25 protein-coding genes are annotated in these 24,353 nt (G+C 63.5%); 5 read left to right on the top strand and 20 right to left on the bottom strand.

Translation table 11 applies throughout. From position 1 onward, the window contains the following. Positions 1-2 precede the first annotated feature (2 nt). From KRZ98_RS00895 to KRZ98_RS00875, 5 genes are all read right to left on the bottom strand, one after another. Positions 3-1,442, bottom strand: coding sequence for a M48 family metalloprotease (locus KRZ98_RS00895; RefSeq protein WP_217672385.1), 1,440 nt, complete (start codon positions 1,440-1,442; stop codon positions 3-5). Between the two features lie 110 nt (positions 1,443-1,552). Then, positions 1,553-2,497 carry an acetyl-CoA carboxylase carboxyltransferase subunit alpha gene (locus tag KRZ98_RS00890; protein WP_217671778.1) on the bottom strand — a complete coding sequence of 315 codons (945 nt, stop codon included), beginning with the start codon at positions 2,495-2,497 and terminating at the stop codon, positions 1,553-1,555. Positions 2,498-2,508: 11 nt separating this feature from the next. Further along, positions 2,509-3,438: a tyrosine recombinase gene (locus tag KRZ98_RS00885; RefSeq protein WP_217671777.1), complete on the bottom strand. Its 930-nt coding sequence runs from the start codon at positions 3,436-3,438 to the stop codon at positions 2,509-2,511. Further along, a complete protein-coding gene (locus KRZ98_RS00880) occupies positions 3,438-5,249 on the bottom strand; it encodes a hypothetical protein (protein WP_217671776.1) in 1,812 nt (603 codons plus the stop codon). Before KRZ98_RS00880 ends, KRZ98_RS00885 begins: the two co-directional genes overlap by 1 nt. 5 nt (positions 5,250-5,254) lie before the next feature. After that, positions 5,255-5,443 carry a hypothetical protein gene (locus KRZ98_RS00875; protein WP_217671775.1) on the bottom strand — a complete coding sequence of 63 codons (189 nt, stop codon included), beginning with the start codon at positions 5,441-5,443 and terminating at the stop codon, positions 5,255-5,257. 94 nt (positions 5,444-5,537) lie between these two features. On the opposite strand from KRZ98_RS00875, the gene KRZ98_RS00870 reads away from it, so the two are divergent. Beyond that, positions 5,538-6,086, top strand: coding sequence for a shikimate kinase (locus tag KRZ98_RS00870; protein WP_217672384.1), 549 nt, complete (start codon positions 5,538-5,540; stop codon positions 6,084-6,086). Next, entirely contained in the window at positions 6,077-7,189 is a 1,113-nt protein-coding gene (aroB, locus tag KRZ98_RS00865) for a 3-dehydroquinate synthase (protein WP_217671774.1), read from the top strand. The genes KRZ98_RS00870 and aroB overlap by 10 nt, the downstream gene beginning before the upstream one ends. Here the strand turns inward: aroB and KRZ98_RS00860 are convergent. From KRZ98_RS00860 to rpsB, 13 genes are all read right to left on the bottom strand, one after another. Then, complete coding sequence (locus KRZ98_RS00860) at positions 7,186-7,701, bottom strand: hypothetical protein (RefSeq protein WP_217671773.1); 516 nt, start codon at positions 7,699-7,701, stop codon at positions 7,186-7,188. The two genes, aroB and KRZ98_RS00860, sit on opposite strands and share 4 nt — an antisense overlap. 145 nt (positions 7,702-7,846) lie before the next feature. Further along, a complete protein-coding gene (gene rpmE / locus KRZ98_RS00855) occupies positions 7,847-8,071 on the bottom strand; it encodes a 50S ribosomal protein L31 (protein ID WP_119745543.1) in 225 nt (74 codons plus the stop codon). A 123-nt stretch (positions 8,072-8,194) separates the two neighbouring features. Further along, a complete protein-coding gene (gene fabZ / locus KRZ98_RS00850; protein WP_217671772.1) occupies positions 8,195-8,674 on the bottom strand; it encodes a 3-hydroxyacyl-ACP dehydratase FabZ in 480 nt (159 codons plus the stop codon). Positions 8,675-8,679: 5 nt separating this feature from the next. Next, entirely contained in the window at positions 8,680-9,336 is a 657-nt protein-coding gene (locus KRZ98_RS00845) for an OmpH family outer membrane protein (RefSeq protein ID WP_217671771.1), read from the bottom strand. Beyond that, positions 9,336-11,990: an outer membrane protein assembly factor BamA gene (gene bamA / locus KRZ98_RS00840; RefSeq protein ID WP_217671770.1), complete on the bottom strand. Its 2,655-nt coding sequence runs from the start codon at positions 11,988-11,990 to the stop codon at positions 9,336-9,338. Before bamA ends, KRZ98_RS00845 begins: the two co-directional genes overlap by 1 nt. 87 nt (positions 11,991-12,077) lie before the next feature. Beyond that, the gene (gene rseP / locus KRZ98_RS00835; protein WP_217671769.1) at positions 12,078-13,211 is read right to left on the bottom strand and encodes an RIP metalloprotease RseP; all 1,134 of its coding nucleotides are present in this window, start codon (positions 13,209-13,211) and stop codon (positions 12,078-12,080) included. Then, positions 13,208-14,368: a 1-deoxy-D-xylulose-5-phosphate reductoisomerase gene (locus tag KRZ98_RS00830; RefSeq protein ID WP_217671768.1), complete on the bottom strand. Its 1,161-nt coding sequence runs from the start codon at positions 14,366-14,368 to the stop codon at positions 13,208-13,210. The genes rseP and KRZ98_RS00830 overlap by 4 nt, the downstream gene beginning before the upstream one ends. Beyond that, a complete protein-coding gene (locus tag KRZ98_RS00825) occupies positions 14,365-15,141 on the bottom strand; it encodes a phosphatidate cytidylyltransferase (protein WP_217671767.1) in 777 nt (258 codons plus the stop codon). Before KRZ98_RS00825 ends, KRZ98_RS00830 begins: the two co-directional genes overlap by 4 nt. Positions 15,142-15,146: 5 nt before the next feature. Then, entirely contained in the window at positions 15,147-15,887 is a 741-nt protein-coding gene (locus KRZ98_RS00820) for an isoprenyl transferase (RefSeq protein ID WP_217671766.1), read from the bottom strand. Between the two features lie 44 nt (positions 15,888-15,931). Further along, positions 15,932-16,489, bottom strand: a complete 558-nt coding sequence (frr, locus tag KRZ98_RS00815) for a ribosome recycling factor (protein ID WP_217671765.1) — start codon at positions 16,487-16,489, stop codon at positions 15,932-15,934. 4 nt (positions 16,490-16,493) lie between these two features. After that, complete coding sequence (pyrH, locus tag KRZ98_RS00810; protein WP_217671764.1) at positions 16,494-17,219, bottom strand: UMP kinase; 726 nt, start codon at positions 17,217-17,219, stop codon at positions 16,494-16,496. 184 nt (positions 17,220-17,403) lie between these two features. Continuing rightward, a complete protein-coding gene (gene tsf / locus KRZ98_RS00805; protein ID WP_217671763.1) occupies positions 17,404-18,333 on the bottom strand; it encodes a translation elongation factor Ts in 930 nt (309 codons plus the stop codon). Between the two features lie 100 nt (positions 18,334-18,433). Beyond that, positions 18,434-19,192 carry a 30S ribosomal protein S2 gene (gene rpsB / locus KRZ98_RS00800; RefSeq protein WP_006954689.1) on the bottom strand — a complete coding sequence of 253 codons (759 nt, stop codon included), beginning with the start codon at positions 19,190-19,192 and terminating at the stop codon, positions 18,434-18,436. Positions 19,193-19,449: 257 nt separating this feature from the next. On the opposite strand from rpsB, the gene KRZ98_RS00795 reads away from it, so the two are divergent. Continuing rightward, a complete protein-coding gene (locus KRZ98_RS00795) occupies positions 19,450-19,677 on the top strand; it encodes a hypothetical protein (RefSeq protein ID WP_217671762.1) in 228 nt (75 codons plus the stop codon). Between the two features lie 6 nt (positions 19,678-19,683). Here KRZ98_RS00795 and KRZ98_RS00790 read toward each other — a convergent pair whose 3' ends face one another. Both KRZ98_RS00790 and KRZ98_RS00785 read right to left on the bottom strand, forming a co-directional pair. After that, positions 19,684-20,412 carry a phosphatidylcholine/phosphatidylserine synthase gene (locus KRZ98_RS00790; RefSeq protein ID WP_217672383.1) on the bottom strand — a complete coding sequence of 243 codons (729 nt, stop codon included), beginning with the start codon at positions 20,410-20,412 and terminating at the stop codon, positions 19,684-19,686. Positions 20,413-20,462: 50 nt separating this feature from the next. After that, a complete protein-coding gene (locus KRZ98_RS00785) occupies positions 20,463-21,197 on the bottom strand; it encodes a phosphatidylserine decarboxylase (RefSeq protein WP_217671761.1) in 735 nt (244 codons plus the stop codon). A 168-nt stretch (positions 21,198-21,365) separates the two neighbouring features. Between KRZ98_RS00785 and KRZ98_RS00780 the strand changes: the two genes are divergently transcribed. Continuing rightward, positions 21,366-22,586, top strand: coding sequence for an NADP-dependent isocitrate dehydrogenase (locus tag KRZ98_RS00780; RefSeq protein WP_217671760.1), 1,221 nt, complete (start codon positions 21,366-21,368; stop codon positions 22,584-22,586). Between the two features lie 95 nt (positions 22,587-22,681). Next, positions 22,682-24,295 (top strand): carbon-nitrogen hydrolase family protein, encoded by a 1,614-nt coding sequence (locus KRZ98_RS00775; protein WP_217671759.1) that lies wholly within the window; start codon positions 22,682-22,684, stop codon positions 24,293-24,295. The last annotated feature ends 58 nt before the right edge of the window (positions 24,296-24,353 follow it).

Here is a 24,353-nt window from a genome sequence, read left to right as displayed (position 1 = left end):
CGTTACCAGGTCACGATCTTCACCCGCTGACCCGGCCGCAGCGACGCATTGGCCGCCAGCGCATTGATCGTCAGAAACCGCTCAAGCTGATAGTCGCTATAGGCCATACGGCGGCTGAGCGACTGGACCGTATCGCCTGCCTTCACCGTCACAACATCGACCTGGCGCGGCTTGATCGCAGCGGCTTCCTGCGCCGAAAGACGCTGGACCGACTGCACCATCGCATTGAACGGGCCGATGCCCTGCCCCGCCGCCGTCAGCAGCAGGAAGTGATAGGCTTTGCCGCCGCCAAAATCATAAGCAAAAACAGTCGCATCGACCGCGCCCGACTGACTGTTTGCGCGGACCGTGCGCCACGCGGCAGGCAGCCCGTTCACGGTAGCCCGCCGCACCTCGCCCTCCGGCACGCTGCCATTCGCTCCGCCCAGCTTGGCAAAGACGCTGTCGATATAGGCCGCCAGATTGCCCGAGTAGGGGGCCGCGCCAAATTGCGCCTGCCCGCCCGATCCGGTCACCGACACCGCATCCGCGCCATTTTCCATGCCAAAGCCGGTCGGCGCGGTGAAGGTCAGGCGCAGGTCGGGATGACGGAAACGATTACCCTCGATCACGCCCTGCCGGGGATCGTCACCATAGAGCAGCCCGTCGAGCGCGTTGAGGAAGGCGTCCCGGTTGCGCACGACGCTCTTCGACCCGCTGCCCGCCGCGCCCTTGGCTGCGCGCGCGACCCGGGATGCCGGATCGGGATGGGTACTGGCCCATTCCGGCATCGTGCGCGCGCTCCCCGCGACTCGCGCATCCAGATTGCTCTGCGCCGCCAGCGACGCCAGCATCCCGGACAGCGCGCGCGGATCATAGCCACCAGACGCCAGATAACGGATGCCCAAATCGTCAGCCTCATATTCCTGCGTGCGGGAGAATCGCAGCGTCAGCAGCTGGCTGCCCGTGCCAATCCCCTTCTGGATCAGCCCGGCAAATCCCGAATCGCCCAGCAGCGCCCCCGTCAGCACGCCCAGCAAAGCCCCACCAATCGCATTGCGCTGCGCCGCCTGTTGCCGCCGCTGGCCATGGCGGGCCGCGACATGGCCCACTTCATGCCCCAGCACGCCTGCCAGTTCCGCCTCATCATTCATCAGCGCCATCAGCTGGCGCGTGACATAGACATAGCCGCCGGGAATAGCGAAGGCGTTGTTGACCGGCGAATTGAGCAGGCTGACGGTAAAATCGCTCTGCGCGTTGGAGAGACCCGATTGCACCGCGATGCGGCGTCCGACGCTCTCGACATAGCGCGCCTGCGGCCCGGCATAGGGACCGCCAAATTCCTTGAGCAGTTCAGGATGCTGCTTCGCACCCGTGGCCTTGTCCTGCGCGCTGATCGACGAGACAGTCCGTATCGCGCGCTGCTGGCCGATCACGGCAGGCGCAGCCACCAGCGCGGCCATACCCACACTGGCGCACGCCAGCGACAATTTCCAGTTCATCCCCTAACCTCCATTTCTGTTACCTCATCGTAACGAGAAGAGGGGCCGGAGCGTTCCCCGTCAAGCGTCCGTCAGGCACCGATAGCGAGAAATTTGTCCGCCCGGTCGGTGCGCAGCGCCTGGGCATCCATGCCATCCAGCGCCGCCAGTTCCGCCTCGATCGCCGCGCCCAGGCTGGCAATCGCCTCGACGGGATCGCGATGCGCCCCGCCCACCGGCTCCGGCACGATCGTGTCGATGACGCCCAGATTTTTCAGATGCTGCGCCGTCACCTGCATCGCCGTCGCCGCATCGCTGGCCTTGTCGGCGGTGCGCCACAGGATCGACGCGCAGCCTTCGGGCGAAATCACCGAATAGACCGCATGTTCGAACATCAGCACGCGGTTGGCCGCCGCCAGCGCAATCGCGCCGCCGGAGCCACCTTCGCCGACCACCGCGGCCACCATCGGCACGCCGAGCTTCAGACACGCCTCGGTCGACCGCGCAATCGCTTCGGCTTGGCCTCGTTCCTCGGCCTGTACGCCGGGAAAAGCGCCCGACGTATCCACCAAAGTCACCACCGGCAGGCCGAACCGGTCGGCCAGTTCCATCAGGCGGATCGCCTTGCGATAGCCCTCCGGCTTGGCCATGCCGAAATTATGCCGCACCCGGCTGGCGGTATCGTCGCCCTTCTCATGGCCGATCACCATCACCCGCCGTTCGCCCAGCGTCGCAAAGCCGCCCAATATCGCCTGATCGTCGGCAAAGGCACGGTCGCCCGCCAAGGCCACGAAGTTATCGAACATGCCCGCGACATAATCTTTGAAGTGCGGGCGTTCGGGGTGGCGCGCCACCTGCGTCTTTTGCCAAGGCGTCAGCTTGGCGTAAGTGTCGCCCAGCATCTTCGCCGCGCGCGCTTCCAGCGTCGCGATCTCGCCGTCAATATTGATGTCGCCGACGCTGGCAGTGGCGCGCAGTTCGACAATGCGCGCTTCCAGTTCGGCAACGGGCTTTTCAAATTCCAGAAAGCTGACCATGGCGCATGGCGTTAGGGCGATGATGCGTCGTCGTCAACGCGCGGCTGAGGCATTTTCGGCACCATCTGCCCCAATGGATGACGGCTGTTGACCAGTTCAACGAGGCGGCGGCTATCAACATGGGTATAGATTTGCGTCGTGCCGATGTCGGCATGGCCCAGCATCGACTGAAGCGCGCGCAGATCCGCCCCGCCCTCCAGCAAATGGGTGGCGAAAGCGTGGCGCAGCACATGCGGGCTGACCCGTTCGGGCGCGATGCCAGCCGCCCCTGCCAGCGCCTTGACGATCTGATAAAGCCGGATGCGGCTGAGGTAACTTTTCCCCGACGGAAACAGCCATGCGCTATCCGGCGGCACATGCGCCAGCCAGGTCGCGACCGCGGCTCGTGCGCGATCGGAAATCGGCACCAGTCGCTCGCGCCCGCCCTTGCCCTTGAGGATCAGAAAGGGCCGATCCGCCGCCAGCGCCCGGCGCGGCAGCGACACCAGTTCGGTGGCGCGCAGCCCCGACCCGTACAGCAGCTCGATCAGCGCCGACAGCCGCAGATCGCCAGGCGCGGGATGCGCCACCGCCAGCCGCTCGGCGATCAGCGCGAACAGCCTATCGACTTCGGCCCCCGACAATATCTTGGGCAAGGGCCGCCGCATCACCGGGCGCGGCAATGCGCTGGCGGGATTGTCCGCGCGCAACCCCTCTTCCTCCAGAAATCCGTAAAAGGCCCGCAGCGCCGACGCCTTGCGCGCCACGGAAGATGCCGCCAGCGTCGCCCATTCGCCCGCCAGCCTGCCCAGCGCCTCCTTGCTCGCCCCGGCCAGCCCGCCGATCAGCGCGGCAGCGCCGTTCAGATCGGCACGATAGGCCAGCAAGGTATTGCGCGACGCGCCCCGCTCCGCCGCCATCATTTCCAGAAAGCGGTCGATCAGGGCATCATCATCACCCATCAGAGCCGCGTAATCGCCTCCGCCGCGATCATCCGCGCTTCGGGGTCCAGCCCCACGCGATGCAGCGCGGCGACGACATGATAGAGATGCCCCGGCGGCAGGCGGTTCCAGTCGCTCCCCTGCATCCCCACCGCTGCCAGCAAGGCGACCGTGCCCTTTTCGCCCCGCTGCGCCGCCGCGCCGATCGCGCGCGCCCAGCGGCTGCTGGCGGCAAGGTTCACGCCATTATCCTGCGCCAGACTGGCCGCATCATCAGCCGACAGCCGCGCCAGACCGGCCAGCGCCGCGATCAGCATCCGGCCCTTCTCCGGCCCTGCCTCGCCAACATAGGTCGATACTCGGCCTTCATTAATGTCCACCACCGGACTTGGTGCGCCGACCGCCAGCAGGCCCCAAAATTGCGCCGCGCCATCGCCGTTCAGCTGCCCCAGCGCCCGCGCCCAGCGCGCCGCGTTGCGATCATAACCGGCGGTCATCATCGCCGCGACCAGATTGGCAGCGTCGCGCGCATCGGCCTGCGCCACGGGCAGGGCCGCAGCCGCGCGCGCCGTCGCGATCAGGCCGACATAGTCGGGCCGCGCGCCATCCTGCCACCATGTCTGCATCGCGCCGATCCGCTCGCCCACGGTCGCCCCGGCATAGGCGGTGCGCAGCGTGTCGATCCGGTCGGCGATCTCCGCCGGGGCATCGCCATCGGCCGCCAGCTGGCTGTAGAAACCGACCAGCGCCGCGTTGGAAAACACCCCCAGCCGCGCCGCAATCTCCACCGCAGGCCGCCGCCGCACCGCCGCCAGCGCGGGCGCGCGCGCTTCCCACGCCCGCACATGCGACCCGACCGTGCCATAGAGCGTATCGGGAATTTCGACATTCAGCGCCGTCGCCAGACCAAAGCGCCACGCCGTCAGCTTGTCGACGCCGTCCCACTCGATCTTCACCGACCGGCGCGCATTGAAGCCGGTGCCGACCACCTTTTCGGCCAGCCGATAGTCGATCCCGCGCACCACGCCGCGCCGCTGCGCCTGATTGAGCGCGCCGCTGGCCGATCCCTGATCGCCCGACAATGCCGGGCAGATCGCCCGCGTCATGTCCCAGCCCGGCTCTTTGCTGAAACGCAGCGCACCCTCAGACAGCGGACACAGCCCGGCGGGGTCCGCGCTTGCCAGATAGGTCTGCATCGCAATGGCATAGAGGCGAGGCGAATAGCGGTCGGGATCGACGCTCTGCACCATCATCCGCGCGCTGTCCGCCTCACCCATGCGCAGCAGCAGCCAGGCGCGCTCCGCCGCCCAGTCCGCCCCGTCAATGTCGCGCGGCGTATCCACCGCCGACAGCAACGTCCGCCGCAACAGGATCGCGGCCCAGCGCGACATGATCGGCGCATGGGTCTGCTGCATCAAAGTGGCCAGGAATTTGCCCGACTGCCCGCCAAAGGCGTTCGGCTCCATCCCGCGCGTCGCGGGCGTCAGCGGACCGATGCGATCCAGCGACCGGCGCGCCGTATCGGGCAGGTCATATTTCGCCTTCTGCGCCGCCAGCTCTTCGGGCGTCAATTCTTCTTCGGCAGCGTTAGCCTCCGTCGGCGGCAATAGCGCCAGATCGGGCGGGGTCGCAGGATTGAGCGACGGGGCAGGCACAACGCCCGGCGTTGATCCCGGCGCAGGCCGCGCGGGCGTTGGCGCAGGCGCTTCGGGCGCATCGCCAAAGCCGGGCGGCAACAGCGATTCGGGCGCCTGTTGCGCCACGACCGGCAGCGCCAGTGCCAGCGCAAAGCTGCCCAGCGCCCATTTCGCCTTACCCCCGGACCTGCGCATGGGCTTTACTGGCCCAGCTTCTCGGCGGGGATGGCTTTCTCGACACGCTGCTGCGGCTGCTCGCCGCCGCGCGACCACAGGAAGGCCAGCAGCGCGACGACCAGCACCACCAGGACGATGGGCAGGATCGGCAGGCGCGTGCCACGACGGCGGCCAGCGCCCTCAAAACTGCTGAAATTGCGGTTGTTCTTCATGAGTCCTTGCTACGGCTGGTCCCGCCATCGCGCGAAACGACAGGGAAAGATGCGATTTGCCTCTGTGACGGGTCGCTGTATAGCCCCGGTCGCCATGCAGCGAAACAGCAAATTCCCGGCAACCAACGCCAAGCGCGGTCCCATCGTCCTGGTGGGCATGATGGGCGTGGGCAAATCCACCGTCGGACGGCGGCTGGCCGCGCGGCTCGGCGTGACATTCGTCGATGCCGATGAGGAGATTGAGAAAGCAGCCGGGCTGTCCATCACCGAAATTTTCGCCCGCTATGGCGAACCCCATTTCCGCGACGGCGAACGCCGCGTGATAGCCCGGCTGATGGACGGCGCGCCCAAGGTGATCGCAACCGGCGGCGGCGCCTTCATGCAGGATGATACCCGCGCGCTGATCCTGGATCAGGCCACCGCCATCTGGCTGGACGCGGACATTGACGTGCTGGTCGACCGCGTGTCCCGCCGCGAAGGCCGCCCCCTGCTCAAGGATCGCGATCCCCGCACGGTGCTGACCGATCTGGCGGCAGTCCGCAATCCGGTTTACGCGCTCGCCCCCATTCATGTGAAGAGCATCGCGGCCCCGCATGACATCACGGTCGACCGCATCATGGAGCATCTGACGGCATGGCAATAGTCCCGGTCGCGCTCGGCGCGCGCAGCTATGATATCATCGTGGAACAGGGCGCGCTCGACCGTGCGGGCGACATCCTGGCCCCCTATGCGCGCAAGGGGCGACTGGTCGTCGTCACCGACGCCCATGTCGCCGCCGCCCAGCTTCCCCGGCTCGACGCCAGCCTGCGCGCCGCCAATGTGACGCTCGAACCGATCATCCTGCCGCCGGGCGAACAGACCAAGAGCTGGCGGCATCTGGAACAATTGCTCGACGCGCTGCTGGCGCTGGAGATTGAGCGCGGCGATCATGTCGTGGCGCTTGGCGGCGGCGTGATCGGCGATCTTGTCGGCTTTGCCGCCTCCATCCTCAAGCGCGGCTGCCACTTCATCCAGGTGCCGACCACCCTGCTGGCCCAGGTCGATTCGTCGGTCGGCGGCAAGACCGCGATCAACACTGCGGCGGGCAAGAATCTGATCGGCAGCTTCTACCAGCCCACCCTCGTCCTGATTGACCCCTCGACCCTCGACAGCCTTCCCCCGCGCGAAACCCGCGCGGGCTATGCCGAAGTCGTCAAATATGGTCTGATCGACGATCCCGATTTCTTCGGCTGGTGCGAAGCCAATGCGCAGGCGCTGCTGGCCGGTGACCCCGACGCCCGCACCATCGCCATCGAACGCAGCGTCCGCGCGAAAGCCGCGATCGTCGCCGACGACGAGCGCGAAACATCCGGCCGCCGCGCGCTGCTCAACCTCGGCCACACCTTCGGCCACGCGCTGGAGGCCGACACCGGCTTTTGCGACACGCTCCTGCATGGCGAAGGCGTCGCGGCGGGCATGGCGCTGGCCTTCCGCTACTCAGCGCGCCTCGGCCTTTGCGCCCAGTCCGACGCGGACCGCGTCACCGCGCACCTCAAAGCCGTCGGCCTGCCCCACAACCTCGCCACCGCCCATGTCACCGCCGATGGCGCTGCATTGGTCGGCCACATGCTCCATGACAAGAAGATGGCGGCCGGCACCCTCCCCTTCCTGCTGGCGCGGGGCATCGGCCAGACCTTCCTGTCGAAAGACGTCGTGCTGGACGATGTAGCGGCGTTTCTGGACGCGGATCACGCGGCGACAGCCTAGCGAGGAGCGACCTTGTAACCGCTGCTAGGAGCGATCCAAATGACAGGTTTGCCCGGCAGATTAACGTCGATGCGGTCGACCTGACCATATTTCATCAGGCGTTCGCCCTCTATTCTTAAGCCATCACATGTCTGTCTGCCGACAAGGGGTCTAAGTTTGGGCAGCAGGCTATTCAGCGCCGCAGAATTGCGGTCAGCCGGAAGCAGTGCACCGTTCAATCGCACCTTTGCATTTACGAGAGCAGCCTCCGTCAACTGCCCACAGATTGTTCCACCCTCGATCTTCACGGGAGCGGACATCTCAAGCGTGACGGGCTGGTCGGCAGAAAGAAGAATTTCGGCTGTCTCGATCGAAGCCCCGCCTTCAACAACAGAATAGGTGGCAATGGTAGAACATGTTTTCGTTGCAACATCCGGATTCGAGCATAGCAGCATCCCTGCCTTCGACTGGGCGGTCACGTCGGTCTCGGTCTGGTTAGCGGCAACAGCGGCAAACAGGAACAGTGCAATCATTTCTAGCAACCCCGACAAGACATATCAAATTTATGACGAGATATAGCGTCGCAAAATGTCTGCGAGTAACCCTCTCAACACCTGCCAACAGACAAAAAAAAGGGCGCCACATCGGGCGCCCTTTCCTTGAACCTTGTAAGGCCGATTACTTCTTCAGCGTCAGGCCGCCAAAGCGCTTGTTGAAGCGCGCCACCTGGCCGCCCTGATCCAGCTGACGCTGGCCACCGATCCATGCGGGATGCGACTTGGGGTCGATGTCGAGCGCCATCTTGTCGCCTTCCTTGCCCCAGGTCGAACGGGTCTGGAACGTCGTGCCATCCGTCATCTGGACGGTGATCATGTGGTAGTCGGGGTGAATCTCGGCCTTCATGGCGTCATGCTCCGTAGTGCGCCGGTTCCGACCGGCTGTGGATGCGGGAAAAGTGCGAAGGCGCGCCGTTAGCGGGTTTGGCGCGCCATGGCAAGCATGATGCGTTGTCCCGCTCCTTCGTCCTCAATCCTTGGGCGGATCGCTGATCATCGCGACGAACTGCGCCTCGGCGGCCAGCTTGTCGCCCAGCATCGCCTTGCCCGCAAATTTGCAGATCGCGCCCCGGTTCTGGGTCACTTCGACATGCAGGTCGAGCAGGCAGCCCGGCTCCACTGGCGATCGGAACTTCGCGCCGTCGATGCTCATGAAATAGACGAGCTTGCCCGAATCGGCCAAATTCATCGATTCCACCGCCAGCACGCCCGCCGCCTGCGCCATTGCCTCGACGATCAGTACGCCGGGCATGATCGGCCGGGTCGGGAAATGGCCCTGGAAAAAGGGTTCGTTCACCGATACCGCCTTGATCGCGTGGATCGACTGGTTGGGCACCAGCGACACCACGCGGTCGATCAGCAGCATCGGGTAACGATGCGGCAGCGCGGCCATGACCCGACGGACATCCATCGGGCCACGCGCGCCTATATTTTCAACCTCTCCCGTCATTCTTGTCAGCGCGACTTGGGGGCCTGCGCCGGGTTGGCGGGCGCAGCTGCCGGGGCGGCTGCCTGGCCCTGACGACCGGGCTGCCAGCCAGCGGGCGGGGTGATGGAAACGCTGGGGACCAGCGCGTTGATTTCGGTCACGACGGCAGCCGTAATGTCAACGGTCGGCTGGTAAGACACAGTCGCGTCGGGGGCCAGCACCAGGTCAACCTTGGCCTTGGCCATCGCAGCCTTGAGCGCATCCGACAGCTTGGCCGTGATCTGCTCTTCGACATAGGCATTGGCCAGGGCGATCGGCTGGCCCAGACGCTGCAGTTCGGCCTGCGCGCTCTGCTGCGACTGCTGGAACGCCTGATACTGGGTCTCAATCGCCGGGGTGGGCTTGTTACCCGCAGCGGTCAGCGCCTTCTGGATCGCATCGCCCTTGGTCTTGAGGTCAGCGTCGATCGCGGTCTTGCGCGCGTTGAACGCGTCGAGCTGCGGCTTGTAGGTCGTCTGCATCTGCGTGCGCGCGACGGTATAGGCCGCGCTGGTGCCAACCGCGCGTTGCAGGTCGGCGACGGCGATGCCCAGCTTGGACTGCGCAGCGGCGGGAACGGCGGTCAGTGCAATGGCAGTCATCGGCGCGAGAACGAGCGCCGCAGCCTTGATAATGGTCTTCATCAGAATTGAGTCCCTACGTTGAAGGTGATGAGCTTGTTGTCGTCCCCTGGTTCTTTCAGCAGCGCCTTGGCGATATCGATACGGAACGGGCCGAACGGCGAGTTCCAGTTGACGCCAAAGCCAACCGACAGTCGGGGCTTCAGCGTATCGCCGAGATATTCTTCCACGAAATTGCCGCCGGAGAAGGTATAGTTCACATCGCAGGTCGGTTGATAGGGCGTGCCCCCGGCCCGCACCGTAGCGCCGGTCCCCGATGTCGGTGAACAATAACCAGCAAAGGCGATTGTGCCGGGATTTTTCAGCCCGGCCACAGCGCCCGCATCCATGAAGATCGAGGGACGCAGGCCCATTTCGCGCGCACCCGATCCCAGCGGAATTTCGACTTCGGCACGGGCCAGATAATAGATTTTGCCGCCCAGCGCGTCATCCGACACATTGTTATTATCGGTATTCTTGACATAGCCGGTGGTGTTGCCGTTCGCATCCGTCTCCGCCGTCAGGTAGAAGCGCTTGACGCGCGGACCGACACCACGAATGTCGAAACCACGGAATTGCGGTTCGCCCAGGAAGAAGCGATCGGTCAGGCGGATCTTGTCGACCGACTGCCCGGTCGAATCCAGACGTTCGCCTTCCAGGCTGTGGATATAGCCACCCTCGCCGGTCAGCGAGAAGATGAAGCCGCCACCCAGCGGGAAGAATTTGGAGGCATTGAGGCGGGTGCGGACATATTTGACGCTACCGCCAAGCCCTGCAAAATCCTGGCTCAGCACGATATTATGCCCGCGCGTCGGACGAATACGATTATCGCGCGTGTCGTAGATCAGCGAATAGCCGAGCGACGATGTCGTCCGCTTGCCGATCGCATCGCAGAGATAGCGACCCGCCAGCAACGGATCGCACTCGGTGATGCCATCGCCATTGGTGTCGGAATAATAGGTGTCCTTGTCGAGCGTCACATCGTCCAGATTGAGGCTGTAACGCAGCGCCAGCGACATATATTCGGTGATCGGCACACCCGCGCGAATCTGGAAACCCGTCGTCGTCTGTTCGTAGGTCGTGTCGCGGTCATTATTGGTCAGATAGCGGAAGCTATTGAGATCGCGGCGATAAATGTCGCCGCCCAGCGCGATATTCTTGTCGAGAAAATAGGGTTCGGTAAAGCCCACTTCCACCGACTTGCTATAGGCCGAATAATTGACCGACGTGCGCAGTTCCTGGCCCTTGCCGCGGAAGTTGCGCTGGGTGATCGACGCCGACACGATGAAGCGTTCCAATGACGAGAAACCGGCCGACAGCGACAATTCGCCGGTCGATTTTTCCTGCACATTGGTTTCCAGGATGATGCGATCCGGCGCGGAACCCGGCTTCTGCTCCACGTCCAGCTTCTCCTGGAAGAAGCCCAGCGAATTGATCCGGTCCTTCGACCGCTTGACCAGGAAGCTGTTGAACGCATCCCCTTCGGCCAGACGGAATTCGCGGCGCACCACCTTGTCCTGCGTCAGCGTATTGCCGTTGATGTCGACCCGCTCGACATAGACGCGCGGCGCATTGGCGATGCGGAAGTTGATCCCCATCGTCAGCGTATCCTTGTCGCGCTGGAAATCGGGCGACACATCGGCAAAGGCGTAACCGAACAGGCCCGCCGTCTCGCTCAGCGTGTCGACCGTATCCTCGACCTGCTTGGCGTTGTACCAGTCACCCTTCTTCATCGGCAGACGCTTGGTCAGGCCATCGCCCGACAGGTCGCGAATGTCCGATTCGACCTTCACATCGCCAAATTTATAGCGGTCGCCTTCTTCCACCACATAGGTGATGATGAAGTCCTGCTTGTCCGGCGTCAGTTCCGCCACGGCGGAAATCACGCGGAAATCGGCATAGCCTTCGGTCAGGTAATATTGGCGCAGCTTCTGCTGGTCATAGGCCAGGCGATCGGGATCGTAACTGGTGCCGGATGAAAACAGGCGGAACCAGCGCGACTGCTTGGTCACCATCTGGCTGCGCAGCGCGCCGTCCTTGAACTTCTCGTTCCCGATAATGTTGATCTGGCGGACCTTGGACTTTGGCCCTTCGGTAATTTCAAAGACGATATCGACGCGATTCTGGTCCAGCTGCACCATCTTCGGCTCGACGCTCGCGGCAAAGCGGCCCTGACGGCGATAGAGTTCGATGATGCGCGCCACGTCGGCGCGGACCTTGGAGCGCGTATAGATTTGCCGCGGGGCCAGCTTGATTTCGGGGCGGATCTTATCCTCTTTCAGCCGCTTATTGCCTTCCAGCACGATGCGGTTGATGACCGGATTTTCCTTCACCTCGACCGTCAGCACACCATTATCGTTGCGGATCTGGACGTCGGCGAACAGTTCGGTCTCATACAGGTCGCGCAGACCCTGATCGAGCGTTTCCTGGGTGAAGGGCTGGCCAACGCGCAGCTTGGTGTAGGACAGGATCGTGTCCGGCTCCAGCCGCTGGGTGCCGGTCACCGTGATCGCGCTGATCGTGCCGACCGGCGCGGGAGCGACGGGCGGGGCCAGCGTCGGCGCGCGGGCGGGCGCTGCGCCCTGCTGCGCCATCGCGGGTACCGTCGCAAAGCCAGCGATCATCGTCGTCGCCAAAAGGGCCGTGACGACCGGGCGCTGCCTCTTGCTGCTCATCATCGCTGTCACCCGCATCACCTCAAACCATATAAAATTGTTTCCGCCGACACAGACGACGCCAAACCGCGTCTCCCTGCCCGAAGCGGCTCAGCCGATCAAGCCGGACAGGCTTTTCCACAGTCCGAAAGACGACAAATCGTTGAAAGTCACCAGCACCATCATGGTCAGCAGCACCGCCAGACCCGATTTATAGGCCCATTCCTGCACCCGTTCACTGACCGGCCGCCGCTGCACCGCCTCTATCCCGTAAAACAGCAGATGCCCGCCATCCAGCATCGGGATTGGCAACAAGTTGATGAACCCCAAGTTAATCGAGATGAGTGCGGCAAAGAAGATGAAGCTTTCGATGCCCAGCGTCGCCGCCTGCCCGGAAACCTGCGCGATCTTCAAGGGGCCACCCAGTTCCTTGACCGACCGGCCGCCACTGACGATCTGGCCCATCGTCTCGACCATGGTGCGGACGATCTGTCCTGTCCGCTCCACCGCGACGACCGGTGCGCGCAACAGGCTGACCGGCTCGATCACGGGATCGCCAGGGGCCAGCCCCAGGCGCCCGATCTGGAACGTGTTGCCGAAACCATCATCCTCGGTCACGCTGCCGATCGTGCCGTCCTTGGCGAAGGTCTTGCCGTTCCGCTCGATCACCATGGCCACCGTCTCGCCGGGCCGGATCTGCGCATAGAGGCGAATATCGTCGAACGTCGCCATCTCGCGCCCGCCCAGCGACACGATCCGGTCGCCCGGCAGGATACCCGCCGCCGCCGCTGCGCTGCCCGGCTGCACCTGACCCGCTACCGCAGGCGTCCGGCTCTCGCCATGCACGAAGGCAAAGGTCGCCAAAATCAGGATCGCAAACAGGAAATTGATCGCTGGTCCCGCCGCAACGATCGCCGCGCGCTGCCATAGCGGCTTGGACGGAAAGCTCTGCGCCCGCTCGGCAGCGGGCAGTTCCAGCCAGGCCGGATCGGTCATGCTCGCCGCATTCATGTCGCCTTTGAAGCGGACATAGCCGCCCAGCGGCAGTGCCGCGACGCGCCAGCGTGTGCCGCGCTTGTCCACCCAGGCGAACAATTCCGGCCCGAAGCCGATCGAGAAAGCCTCCGCCTTCACCCCGCACCAGCGCCCGACCAGATAATGGCCCAGCTCATGCACGAAAACGAGCGGCCCGATGACCGCCACAAATGCCAGAACAGTCAGCAGAAAACCGGGATTGTGGATCAAACCGTCAATCTTTCCATCACATTGCCCGCCATGGCACGCGCCCCGGCGTCGGCCGCCAGCACATCGTCAATCGTGGAGGGCATCGGCGCGCTATAGCGGGTCAACACTTCCTCCACAATCATGGCGATATCAAGGAAGCCGATCGCCCCGCCCAGAAACGCCGCGACCGCCACCTCATTGGCCGCGTTCAGGATCGCGGGAACCGCCCCGCCCGCCGCCGCAGCCTCGCGCGTCAGGCGCAAAGCAGGGAAGCGATCCTCATCGGGTGCCTCGAAATCCAGTCGGCCAATCCGCGCCAGATCGAGCGGCAGGCAGGGCGTGGCGATCCGCTGCGGCCAGGCCAGCGCATGGGCGATCGGAATCCGCATGTCCGGCGACCCCAGCTGCGCCAGCGTCGATCGATCACGATATTCGACCATCGAATGGATCACCGATTGCGGGTGAACCAATATCTCGATCCGGTCGAGGTCGACCGGGAACAGATGCGCTGCCTCGATCAGTTCCAGCCCCTTGTTCATCATCGTCGCGCTATCGACGCTGATCTTGGCTCCCATCGACCAGTTAGGATGCGCCACCGCCTGCGCGGGCGTGATGTTGGCCATCTCCGCGCGGCTGCGCGTGCGGAACGGCCCGCCGCTGGCGGTCAGCGTAATTCTTGCGACATCTTCCAAACGACTGCCTGCAAGGCACTGGAAAATCGCATTATGCTCACTATCCACCGGCAACAATGTCGTGCCGGATACGCCAGCCGCCGCCATCATCAGCCCGCCAGCCGACACCAGCGACTCCTTGTTCGCCAGCGCCACCGTGCCGCCAGCCTTCAACGCCGCCATCGTCGGTCGCAGCCCAGCGCAACCAACAATCGCCGCCATCGTCCAGTCCGCGCCAGCCCCTGCGACATCGACCAGCGCCTGTTCGCCCGCAGCCGCCTCGATCCCCGTCCCGGCCAGCGCCTCTTTTAACGCGCCATACAGCCGTTCCTGACCGATGACCGCGACCTTCGCCCCTGTCTCCCGCGCCAGTGCCGCCAGACTGTCCAACTCACTGTTCGCGGTCAGCGCCACCACATCATAGGCGTCGCGCTCCCGCCGGATCAGGTCCAGCGTCGACTGCCCCACCGACCCGGTCGCGCCGAAGATGGAAACCTTCCGACTCATCGCAGCACCAGCATCAGATAGAGCAGGGCCGCCAGCGGCGCAGCGGTCGCCACTCCGTCCAGCCGGTCCATCACCCCGCCATGGCCGGGCAGCAGCGATCCGCTATCCTTGACCCCCGCCCGCCGCTTCATCGCGCTTTCCAGCAGGTCGCCACCTTGCGCCGCCACCGCCAGCAGGCCGCTGGCCGCCGCCAGTTCGATCGGCAGCCCGGCAAAGCGATGCAGCGCAAAGCCGACCAGCAACGCCGCCAGCACGCCGCCGCCCAGCCCAGACCAGGTCTTGGACGGGCTGATCCGCGGCGCCAGCTTCGGCCCGCCGATCGACCGGCCTGCAAAATAGGCGCCAATGTCGGTGGCCCACACCAAAGCCAGCGCCCACAGCGCCAGCGTCAGGCCAAAGATATTCGGTGCCTGCCCGCGCAGGAACAGCAAAGCCATCACCGGCAGGCAGACATAGATCACGCCCAGCGCCAGCCGGACCGATCGCGTCGCCACAATCACGAACGCAAACGCCGCGACCAGCAGGCCCGCCGCAAACCAGGACAGGCCCGCCGCCAGCGGACAAAGAATCGCGAGCGGCACCGACACCGCATACATGGACAGCTTCTTGTGATCCGCCGACGCGCCGCTCAAATCAGCCCATTCGGCCTGCATCAGCACGCCCGCCACCGACAGCAGCACCCAGAACAGCAGCCCGCCCGACAGCAAAGCACCCAGCGCCACCGCAATCAGGACGACGCCCACAATGGCGCGGGTGCGCAATTCACCTGCCATGCCGCTCACAGCCCGCCGAAACGGCGGTCCCTCAAGCGGAAAGCATCCAGCGCCTGTGCCAGTGCATGGGCATCGAAATCGGGCCACAGCATGTCGGTGAAATAGAGTTCGGCATAGGCCGCCTGCCACAGCATGAAATTGCTCAAGCGCTGCTCACCCGACGTCCGGATCAGCAGGTCGAGCGGCGGCAGGTCAGCGGTGTCGAGCGCCGCATCAATATCCCCGACGCCAATCGCGTCCGCCGCAATCTCGCCCGCCACGACGCGCTGCACCAGCGTCTGCGCCGCGCGGACCATCTCGTCCTGCGCGCCATAGTTGAGCGCGATCGCAATGATCGGCCCGCTATTGCCCGCCGTCCGCTTGACCGCATCCTCGATCAGGGCGACCAGCGACGGCTCCAGCGCCTTATAATTGCCGATAATCCGCAACCGCACGCCATTGGCATGGAATTCGTCCAGATCCGCCTGGATGAAATGCCGCAGCAACCCCATCAGGTCGGCAACTTCGCTCGCCGGACGCTTCCAGTTTTCCGACGAAAAAGCGTAGAGCGTCAGACACTCCAGCCCCATGTCTCGCGCCGCGCGCGACACGCGGCGCACTGCCTCCACCCCGGCACGATGCCCCGCGATGCGCGGCAGCAACCGCTTCTTCGCCCAGCGGCCATTGCCGTCCATGATGATGGCGACATGGCGCGCGCCATGGGCGGGCGCGGCCTGGGGCAGATCGGGCCGGACTTGCGTGGCCATCAGCTGGTGGGGATTGCGCGGATCATGGGCGGAACAGTCCCGGCTTACTGGCCGAGAATTTCCTTTTCCTTGGCCGCGAAGGTCGCATCCAGCTCGGCAATGACGCCGTCGGTCAGCTTCTGGACCTCGGTTTCCTTGCGCTTGCGCTCATCCTCGCTGATTTCGCCCTTCTTCTCGTCGGCCTTCAGGCTGTCCATGCCATCACGGCGCACGTTGCGCACCGCGATGCGCGCGGCTTCGGCATATTTGCTGGCCAGCTTGGCCAGTTCCTTGCGGCGGTCCTCGGTCAGGTCAGGGATCGGCAGGCGCAGCGTCTGCCCGTCGACGATGGGATTGAGGCCGAGGCCGGCCGACCGGATCGCCTTGTCCACCGGACCCACATTGGTCTTGTCCCACACCTGTACCGACAACATGCGCGGTTCGGGCGCGGACACGGTCGCCACCTGATTGAGCGGCATCGACGCGCCATAGACGGTCACCGTCACCGGATCGAGCAGCATCACATTGGCGCGCCCGGTGCGCAGGCCCGAAAGGTCGCCCTTGAGCGATTCGACCGCACCCGTCATGCGGCGTTCCAGGTCCGATTTGTCATATTGCGGCATGTGATCAGCTCTCCTGATTTTGTACGATCGTCGCCACGCCCTGCCCGGCCAGCACTGTCGCCAGATTGCCGGTTTCGCGGATGTTGAACACGACGATGGGAATATGATTGTCACGGCACAGAGCAATCGCGCTGGCATCCATGACCTTAAGATTGTCTGTCAGCACCCGGTCGAAACTGATGGCGTCATAACGGGTCGCGCTGGCCACCTTCTTGGGATCGGCATCATAGACGCCATCCACGCTGGTCCCCTTGAAGATCGCGTCACAATTCATCTCCGCTGCGCGGAGCGCTGCCGTCGTGTCAGTGGTGAAGAAAGGATTGCCTGTGCCCGCCGCGAATATGACGATCCGGCCCTTCTCCATATGCCGCACCGCCTTGCGCCGGATATAGGGTTCGCACACCGACGCCATCGGGATCGCCGATTGGACGCGCGTGTCGCAGCCAATCTTCTCCAGCGCATTCTGCACCGCCAGCGCGTTCATGACCGTCGCCAGCATACCCATATAGTCGGCGCTGGTGCGGTCAAAACCCTTGGCCGCCCCGGCAAGACCGCGGAAGATATTGCCGCCGCCTACGACGACGCACAGCTCGAACCCGGCTTCCTTGGCCGCCGCAATCTCGCCAGCGACGCGATCGACGGTTTCGGGGTCAATGCCGAACTGGCCCGAACCCATCAGCACCTCGCCCGACAATTTCAGCAATATGCGCTTGAAGGATGGCCGGGTCATGCGGGGCAAAATTCCATCTGAACGAGGCCCATTTGTTTTGGGCAAGGAAATGGCGCGCACCTTAGCAGTGCGCGCCAGTATGTGAAGCGGGGTTTTGGCGATTCACGCCACCCCCATGTCCGTTCGCTGCGCACCTGTCGAGAGAAGTTTCCCGACAGGCGCGCGAAAGCGAACCGACTATGCGTCAGGCAACGCCAGCCGCCGCCGCGACTTCGGCGGCAAAATCGCTGACTTCCTTCTCGATGCCTTCGCCCAGTTGGAAGCGGACATAGCTCGTCAGGGTGATCGACGCGCCCGCTTCCTTGGCGGCCTTGGCCACCACGTCGGCGATCGGGGTCTTGTTGTCCATCACGAACAGCTGCGACAGCAGCGCATTTTCCTTGGCATATTTGGCCACCGCGCCATCGACCATCTTGGCGATGATTTCAGCGGGCTTGCCCGATTCGGCAGCCTTTTCGGTCGCGATGGCGCGCTCGCGCTCCAGCTGGACCGGATCGATGTCGGCAGCCGACAGCGCCAGCGGGAAGGCAGCGGCGATGTGCATCGCAATCTGCTTGCCCAGCGGTTCCAGAACGTCGGCAGGCGCATCGCCTTCCAGCGCGACCAGCACGCCGATCTTGCCAAGGCCAGGGGCCGCAGCGTTGTGAACGTAAGGAACGACGATGCCCTGGTTCACCGAAACATGGCCCACGCGGCGGACATTCTGGTTTTCGCCGATGGTCGCGATGTTGGCGACCAGCTTTTCCGACACGGTGCCACCTGACGGATAGGGCGACGCCAGCAGCGCTTCAGCGTCCGCCACGCCGCTTTCCAGCGCGATGGTGGACACGGTGCGGACGAAATCCTGGAACTGGTCGTTCTTGGCGACGAAGTCGGTTTCGCTGTTCACTTCGACGGCCACGCCCTTGGTCCCGGCAACAGCCACGCCGACCAGACCTTCGGCCGCGGTGCGGCTCGACTTCTTCTGCGCAGCGGCCAGACCCTTGGCGCGCAGCCAGTCGGTTGCCGCTTCGATGTCGCCGTTGGTTTCGGTCAGCGCCTTCTTGCAATCCATCATGCCGGCGCCCGAACGGTCGCGCAGTTCCTTGACGGTGGCGGCAGTAATATCGGCCATGTTTCGGCTCCTAATATATCTGTGGTTCAAATAAGCGGCAGGGCGCGTCTCTGCAAAGAGCGCGCCCTAGCCTGTCATTCTTGCAGTTGTGCGACGCCTTTTAGGCTTCGGCGACAACCTCTTCAGCCAGCGGCTCGTCCATCGCGCCCAGGTCGACGCCCGAAGCCTGCTGCGCACCACGGTTGCCCTTGGTCGCGGCAGCCGCAATGGCGTCGCAATACAGGCGGATGGCGCGGCTGGCGTCATCGTTCGCGGGAACCGGGAAGGCGATGCCGTCGGGCGAGACGTTGGAATCGAGGATCGCAACGACCGGGATACCCAGCGTGTTGGCTTCCTTGATCGCCAGTTCTTCCTTGTTGGCGTCGATCACGAACATGACATCGGGGATGCCGTTCATGTCGCGAATGCCGCCCAGCGACATTTCCAGCTTCTCGCGTTCGCGAGTCATCTGGAGGACTTCCTTCTTGGTGAAGCCATGGGTGTCACCCGACAGCTTTTCCTCAAGGGTCTTGAGACGCTTGATCGAACCCGAAATCGTTTTCCAGTTGGTGAGCATCCCGCCCAGCCAGCGATGGTTGACGAAATGCTGGCCGGACTTGCGCGCCGCGTCGGCGATCGGGTCCTGCGCCTGGCGCTTGGTGCCAACGAACAGCACCTTGCCGCCAGCAGCAACGGTCGACGACACGAAGTCGAGCGCACGGCCGAACAAAGGCACGGTCTGCGACAGGTCAAGAATGTGGATGCCGTTGCGCTCGCCGAAGATGTAAGGCTTCATGCGCGGATTCCAGCGATGCGTCTGGTGGCCGAAATGCGCGCCAGCGTCGATCAATTGGTGCATGGTGACGACAGGTGCCGCCATAAGATAATCTCCTTCCGGTTGTGCCTCTGGGAATCAGGAACCGGGAAAGAGCCTGAAAGACCCCGCCGGCACCGGATATGTCGATTCCCATGTGGAATAGGGCGCGCCTTTAACGACCCGCGAAACATTGCGCAAGGGGTTGACTTGCGTCAAAGACAGGAACATATAGTGAACAAACGGAACAAATATGCTTAACCGCCGTTTGCACCGGTATAGTGAGACTAACCGTGCAAATGGCAAGATAGAAAGTGATCTCCATGTTCACATTCGTTGCAGTGACCCTGTTTTCTACGGCCTTCATGATGGCCGTCGGCACCATCGCGTGGATGTTTCTCCACTATCATGACAAGATGGTGGCCGCTTTGCTGTTCCAGCCGATCCCGCAGGACGCGCCCGTCTATCATGTCCGCATCCGTCGACCGCGCGTCGTGCCATCCGCACGCCGCGCTACCTTGCCGCTGCCCAGCGGTGTTCTTGCCGCCTGACAGGATTTAGACGGGGTCGGGTGGAGCCTCGCGCTGACGCCGGACCTTGGCATAGGACAGGATGCCGAACGGGATCAGCGCAACATAGATGCCGCAGATCAGCAGCAGCGTCAGCCACGGATCGGTCACCAGCAAAGCTGCGAGCAATCCGGCCAGGGCAATCGCCTCCAGCCTGATCCGCTTGCGCAGCCGCAACGCCGACCAGGTATAGGTCGCAATGTTGGAGATCATCAGGAAAGCGATGAACGCGGCCCAGGGCGCCACGACATACCAAGCCTGAAAAATCTTCTCCCCCGTCACCAGCCACAGATAGAGCGGCACGAAGGCGAGGCCCGCGCCGGCTGGCGCAGGCACGCCGGTCAAGAACCCCGCCGATTTGTGCGGCTGCACATCCACATCGATATTGGCGTTGAACCGCGCCAGCCGCAGCGCGCAGGACAGCGCATGGGCCAGCGCGAAGATCCAGCCGAATTTGGGCATCGCATGAAGCGACCAGAGATAGAGGATCAGCGCCGGGGCGACCCCGAAGGCGATCGAATCGGACAGCGAATCCAGCTCCGCGCCAAAGCGGCTCTCGCCACGCAGCAGCCGGGCGATTCGCCCGTCCAGACCATCCAGCACACCGGCAAACAGGATCGACAACACCGCCCGCTCCCATTCACCCGATATGCCATAACGCACGCCGGTCAGGCCAAAGCACAGCGCCATCGCCGTCACCGCATTGGGCGCGACCATCCGCAGGGTGATCCCCCGGCGCAAACCCCGTGGCACGGCGCGGCGCTGCCTCACTGCTGAATACCCGCGATCACGCGACGGTCGCCAATCTGGCCCAGGATCGTCTCCCCTGCCACGGTCCGCTGGCCCAATATCACGCGCGGCGCAGTCCCGGCGGGCAAATAGACATCCACCCGGCTGCCAAAGCGGATAAGGCCGATGCGCTGCCCCGCCGCGACCATATCGCCGGGCTTGACGAACGGCACGATCCGCCGCGCGACCAGACCTGCAATCTGGGTAAAGCCGACCCTCAAGCCATCATGCCGCTCGACCAATATATGCTGGCGCTCATTATCCTCGCTCGCCTTGTCCAGGTCCGCGTTCAGGAATTTGCCGGAGATATAGACCACCGACTTGATCGTCCCGCCAATCGGCGTGCGATTGATATGGACGTCGAACACACTCATGAAGATCGACACGCGGATCAACGGCTGATCGCCCAGCCCGGCGGCACCAGCCATTTCCCGCGGCGGCGGCACCTTCTGGATCAAAGTCACCAGCCCGTCGGCGGGCGCGATGATCGCGCCTTCATCCTGCGGCACAGCGCGCACCGGATCGCGGAAGAAGGCCAGCACCCACATCGTCACGATCAGCATCAGCCAGCCGATCACGTCCCAGCCCAGCAGGAAGAAAATGCCGGTAATGGCCGCTGCAATCAGGCCGAATTTCACCCCTTCCGGGTGAACCGGGGGGAAGCGCCATTTGATATTGCCGCCAGTGGCAATGCTGATCTCGTCATGTTCCATAGTCACCGTCTTTAGGGAGAGACCCTCGCCCTGACAACGACCGATGCCGCCCATGTGTCCCTCGCCCCGCTCGCATCGCCAAAATCCCGCCTGAACGGTTGAACATTGGCCGCGCTTTGCCTAGGGCGTTTCGCAAATCCACCCAAAATGAAGAAGGCGAACAGGCGCATGGCGAAGATCAAGGTGAAAAACCCCGTCGTGGAGATTGACGGCGACGAAATGACCCGGATCATCTGGCAGTGGATTCGCGAACGCCTGATCCTCCCCTATCTCGACATCGACCTGAAATATTATGACCTCAGCGTCGAAAAGCGCGACGAGACCAACGACCAGATCACCATCGATTCCGCCAACGCGATCAAGCAATATGGCGTCGGCGTGAAATGCGCCACCATTACCCCTGACGAACAGCGGGTGGAAGAATTCAACCTCAAGTCGATGTGGAAGTCGCCCAACGGTACGATCCGCAACATCCTGGGCGGCGTCGTGTTCCGCGAACCCATCGTCATCAAGAACGTCCCCCGCCTCGTCCCTGGCTGGACCGACCCGATCGTCATCGGCCGTCACGCTTTTGGCGACCAGTATAAGGCGACCGACTTTCTGGTCCCCAGCGCGGGCAAGCTGACCATGGTGTGGGACGGCGACAATGGCGAAAAGATCGAAAAGGAAGTGTTCAACTTCCCGGCCGCCGGCGTCGCCATGGGCATGTACAACCTTGACCAGTCGATCATCGACTTTGCCAAGGCGAGCATGAACTATGCGCTCGACCGCAAATGGCCGCTGTACCTCTCGACCAAGAACACCATCCTCAAGGCCTATGATGGCCGCTTCAAGGATCTTTTCCAGCAGGTGTTCGACGAAGAATTTGCCGACCGGTTCAAGGCAGCGGGCATCGTCTATGAGCATCGCCTGATCGACGACATGGTCGCCTCCGCGCTCAAGTGGAGCGGCAAGTTCGTCTGGGCCTGCAAAAATTATGACGGCGACGTCCAGTCCGACACCGTCGCGCAGGGCTTCGGCTCGCTCGGTCTCATGACCTCGGTCCTGCTTTCGCCCGATGGCAAGACGGTCGAGGCCGAAGCCGCGCACGGCACCGTCACCCGCCACTATCGCCAACATCAGCAGGGCAAGGCCACCTCGACCAACCCGATCGCGTCGATCTTCGCCTGGACGCAAGGGTTGGCTTTCCGCGGCAAATTCGACGGCACGCCCGACGTCACCAAATTCGCCGAAACGCTGGAGCGCGTCTGCGTCAAGACCGTCGAGGATGGCGCGATGACCAAGGATCTGGCGCTGCTGATCGGCCCGGAACAGGCCTGGATGACCACGGAACAGTTTTTCGAAACGATCCGCGTCAATCTGGAAGCCGAAATGGCGACATGGAACTGATCGCCGCCTGAGGCTTTCAATACGCAAACGGAACGAGGCGGCGCCGTGCAACGGCGCCGCCTTTTTCATGACAATTGCCGCAGGGGAATGAAGCGATGACAACGACAGCCCGCAAACGCCTGGAAGTCCGCACCGCCGTCCCGACCGACGTGCGCGCCATCCTGCGGCTGATAGCCCGCGTCTATCCGGGCCTGCCCAATTACTCCCCCGCCACCGTCCGGGGCCAGATCAACAATTTCCCCGATGGCTGTTTCGTCGCGCTCTACGACAATAAGGTGGTGGGCTATTGCGCTACCATGCGCGTCAGCAAATCGATGGCCTTCGCCTGGCACGATTGGGAGGAGATTACCGCCAACGGCTTTGGCACCCGCCACAGCGCCGCGGGCGAATGGCTCTACGGCTATGAAATGGCGGTCGATCCCAAGTTGCGCGGCCTGCGTATCGGCCAGCGCCTCTATGACGAGCGCAAGGAACTGGCCGAACAACTCGACTTGCATGGCATCGTCATCGCCGGACGGATGCCGGGCTATCTGCGCACGAAACGCAAGGTCGAAGGACCAAAGGATTATCTGGACAAGGTCGTCCAGGGCAAGATCCGCGATCAGGTCGTCAGCTTTCAGCTCAAAAACCAGTTTGAACCGCTCGGCGTCCTGGAAAATTACCTGCCGGAGGATAAGCAGTCGGACGGTCATGCTGCCCATCTGGTCTGGCGCAACCCCTATGTCGACCCGGACGAAGCACCCGAAATGCGGGTGCCTCGCGGCGTCGAAAGCGTCCGCCTCGCCACCTGCCAGTTACAGGCGCGCGCCGTGACCGATTTTGAGGGGTTCGTCCGCAACATCGAATATTTCGTCGATGTGGCGGCAGATTACCGGTCGGACTTCATCGTCTTTCCCGAACTCTTCACCCTGCCCCTGCTGTCGTTCGAGACGAAAAAGCTCAATCCGATGGAGGCAATCGACAAGCTCACCAACTACACCCCACGCCTGACCAAGGAACTCACGCGGATGGCGCTGGAATATAATATCAACATCATCGGCGGCTCCCACCCGACCCGCGCCGATGATGGCGACATCCAGAATATCGCCTATGTCGCCTTGCGCGACGGATCGCTCCACACCCAGGAGAAAATCCACCCGACCCCTAACGAAGCCTTCTGGTGGAATATCAAGGGCGGCGATGCGCTCGACGTGATCCAGACCGACTGCGGGCCGATCGGCGTATTGATTTGCTACGACAGCGAATTTCCAGAACTCGCCCGCCGCCTGGTCGATCAGGGCGCGCGCATCATCTTCGTCCCCTTCTGCACCGATTCACGCTCCGGCTATATGCGCGTGCGCTATTGCGCGCAGGCCCGCGCGATCGAAAATCAATGCTATGTCGTCATGTCGGGCAATGTCGGCAACCTGCCCAATGTCGACAATATGGACATCCAATATGCCCAGAGCGCCATCCTGACCCCCTGCGACCTACCCTTCGCGCGCGACGGCATCGCAGCGGAATCGACCGAAAATGTCGAAACCCTGACCATGGCCGACGTCAACCTGGCCGACCTAAGCTGGGCCCGCGCCGAAGGCACCGTCCGCAACCTGCGCGACCGGCGCTTCGATCTCTATCATATCGAATGGGACAACAACCCCGACCACGCCCACGCCCAAAGCGGCGGGCCGGTCCCGGCGGGTGGGCATAATTCACCGGGGGGTGGGTGATAGGAGTGTGCAGCAGACTGTAAATAGCAAACTCAGCGCCCGACGTTGATTGCTCGTA

It is taken from the genome of Sphingobium sp. AS12, assembly GCF_019097845.1.
GTDB lineage: Bacteria > Pseudomonadota > Alphaproteobacteria > Sphingomonadales > Sphingomonadaceae > Sphingobium.
This window is presented reverse-complemented; position numbering and strand designations above follow the sequence as displayed.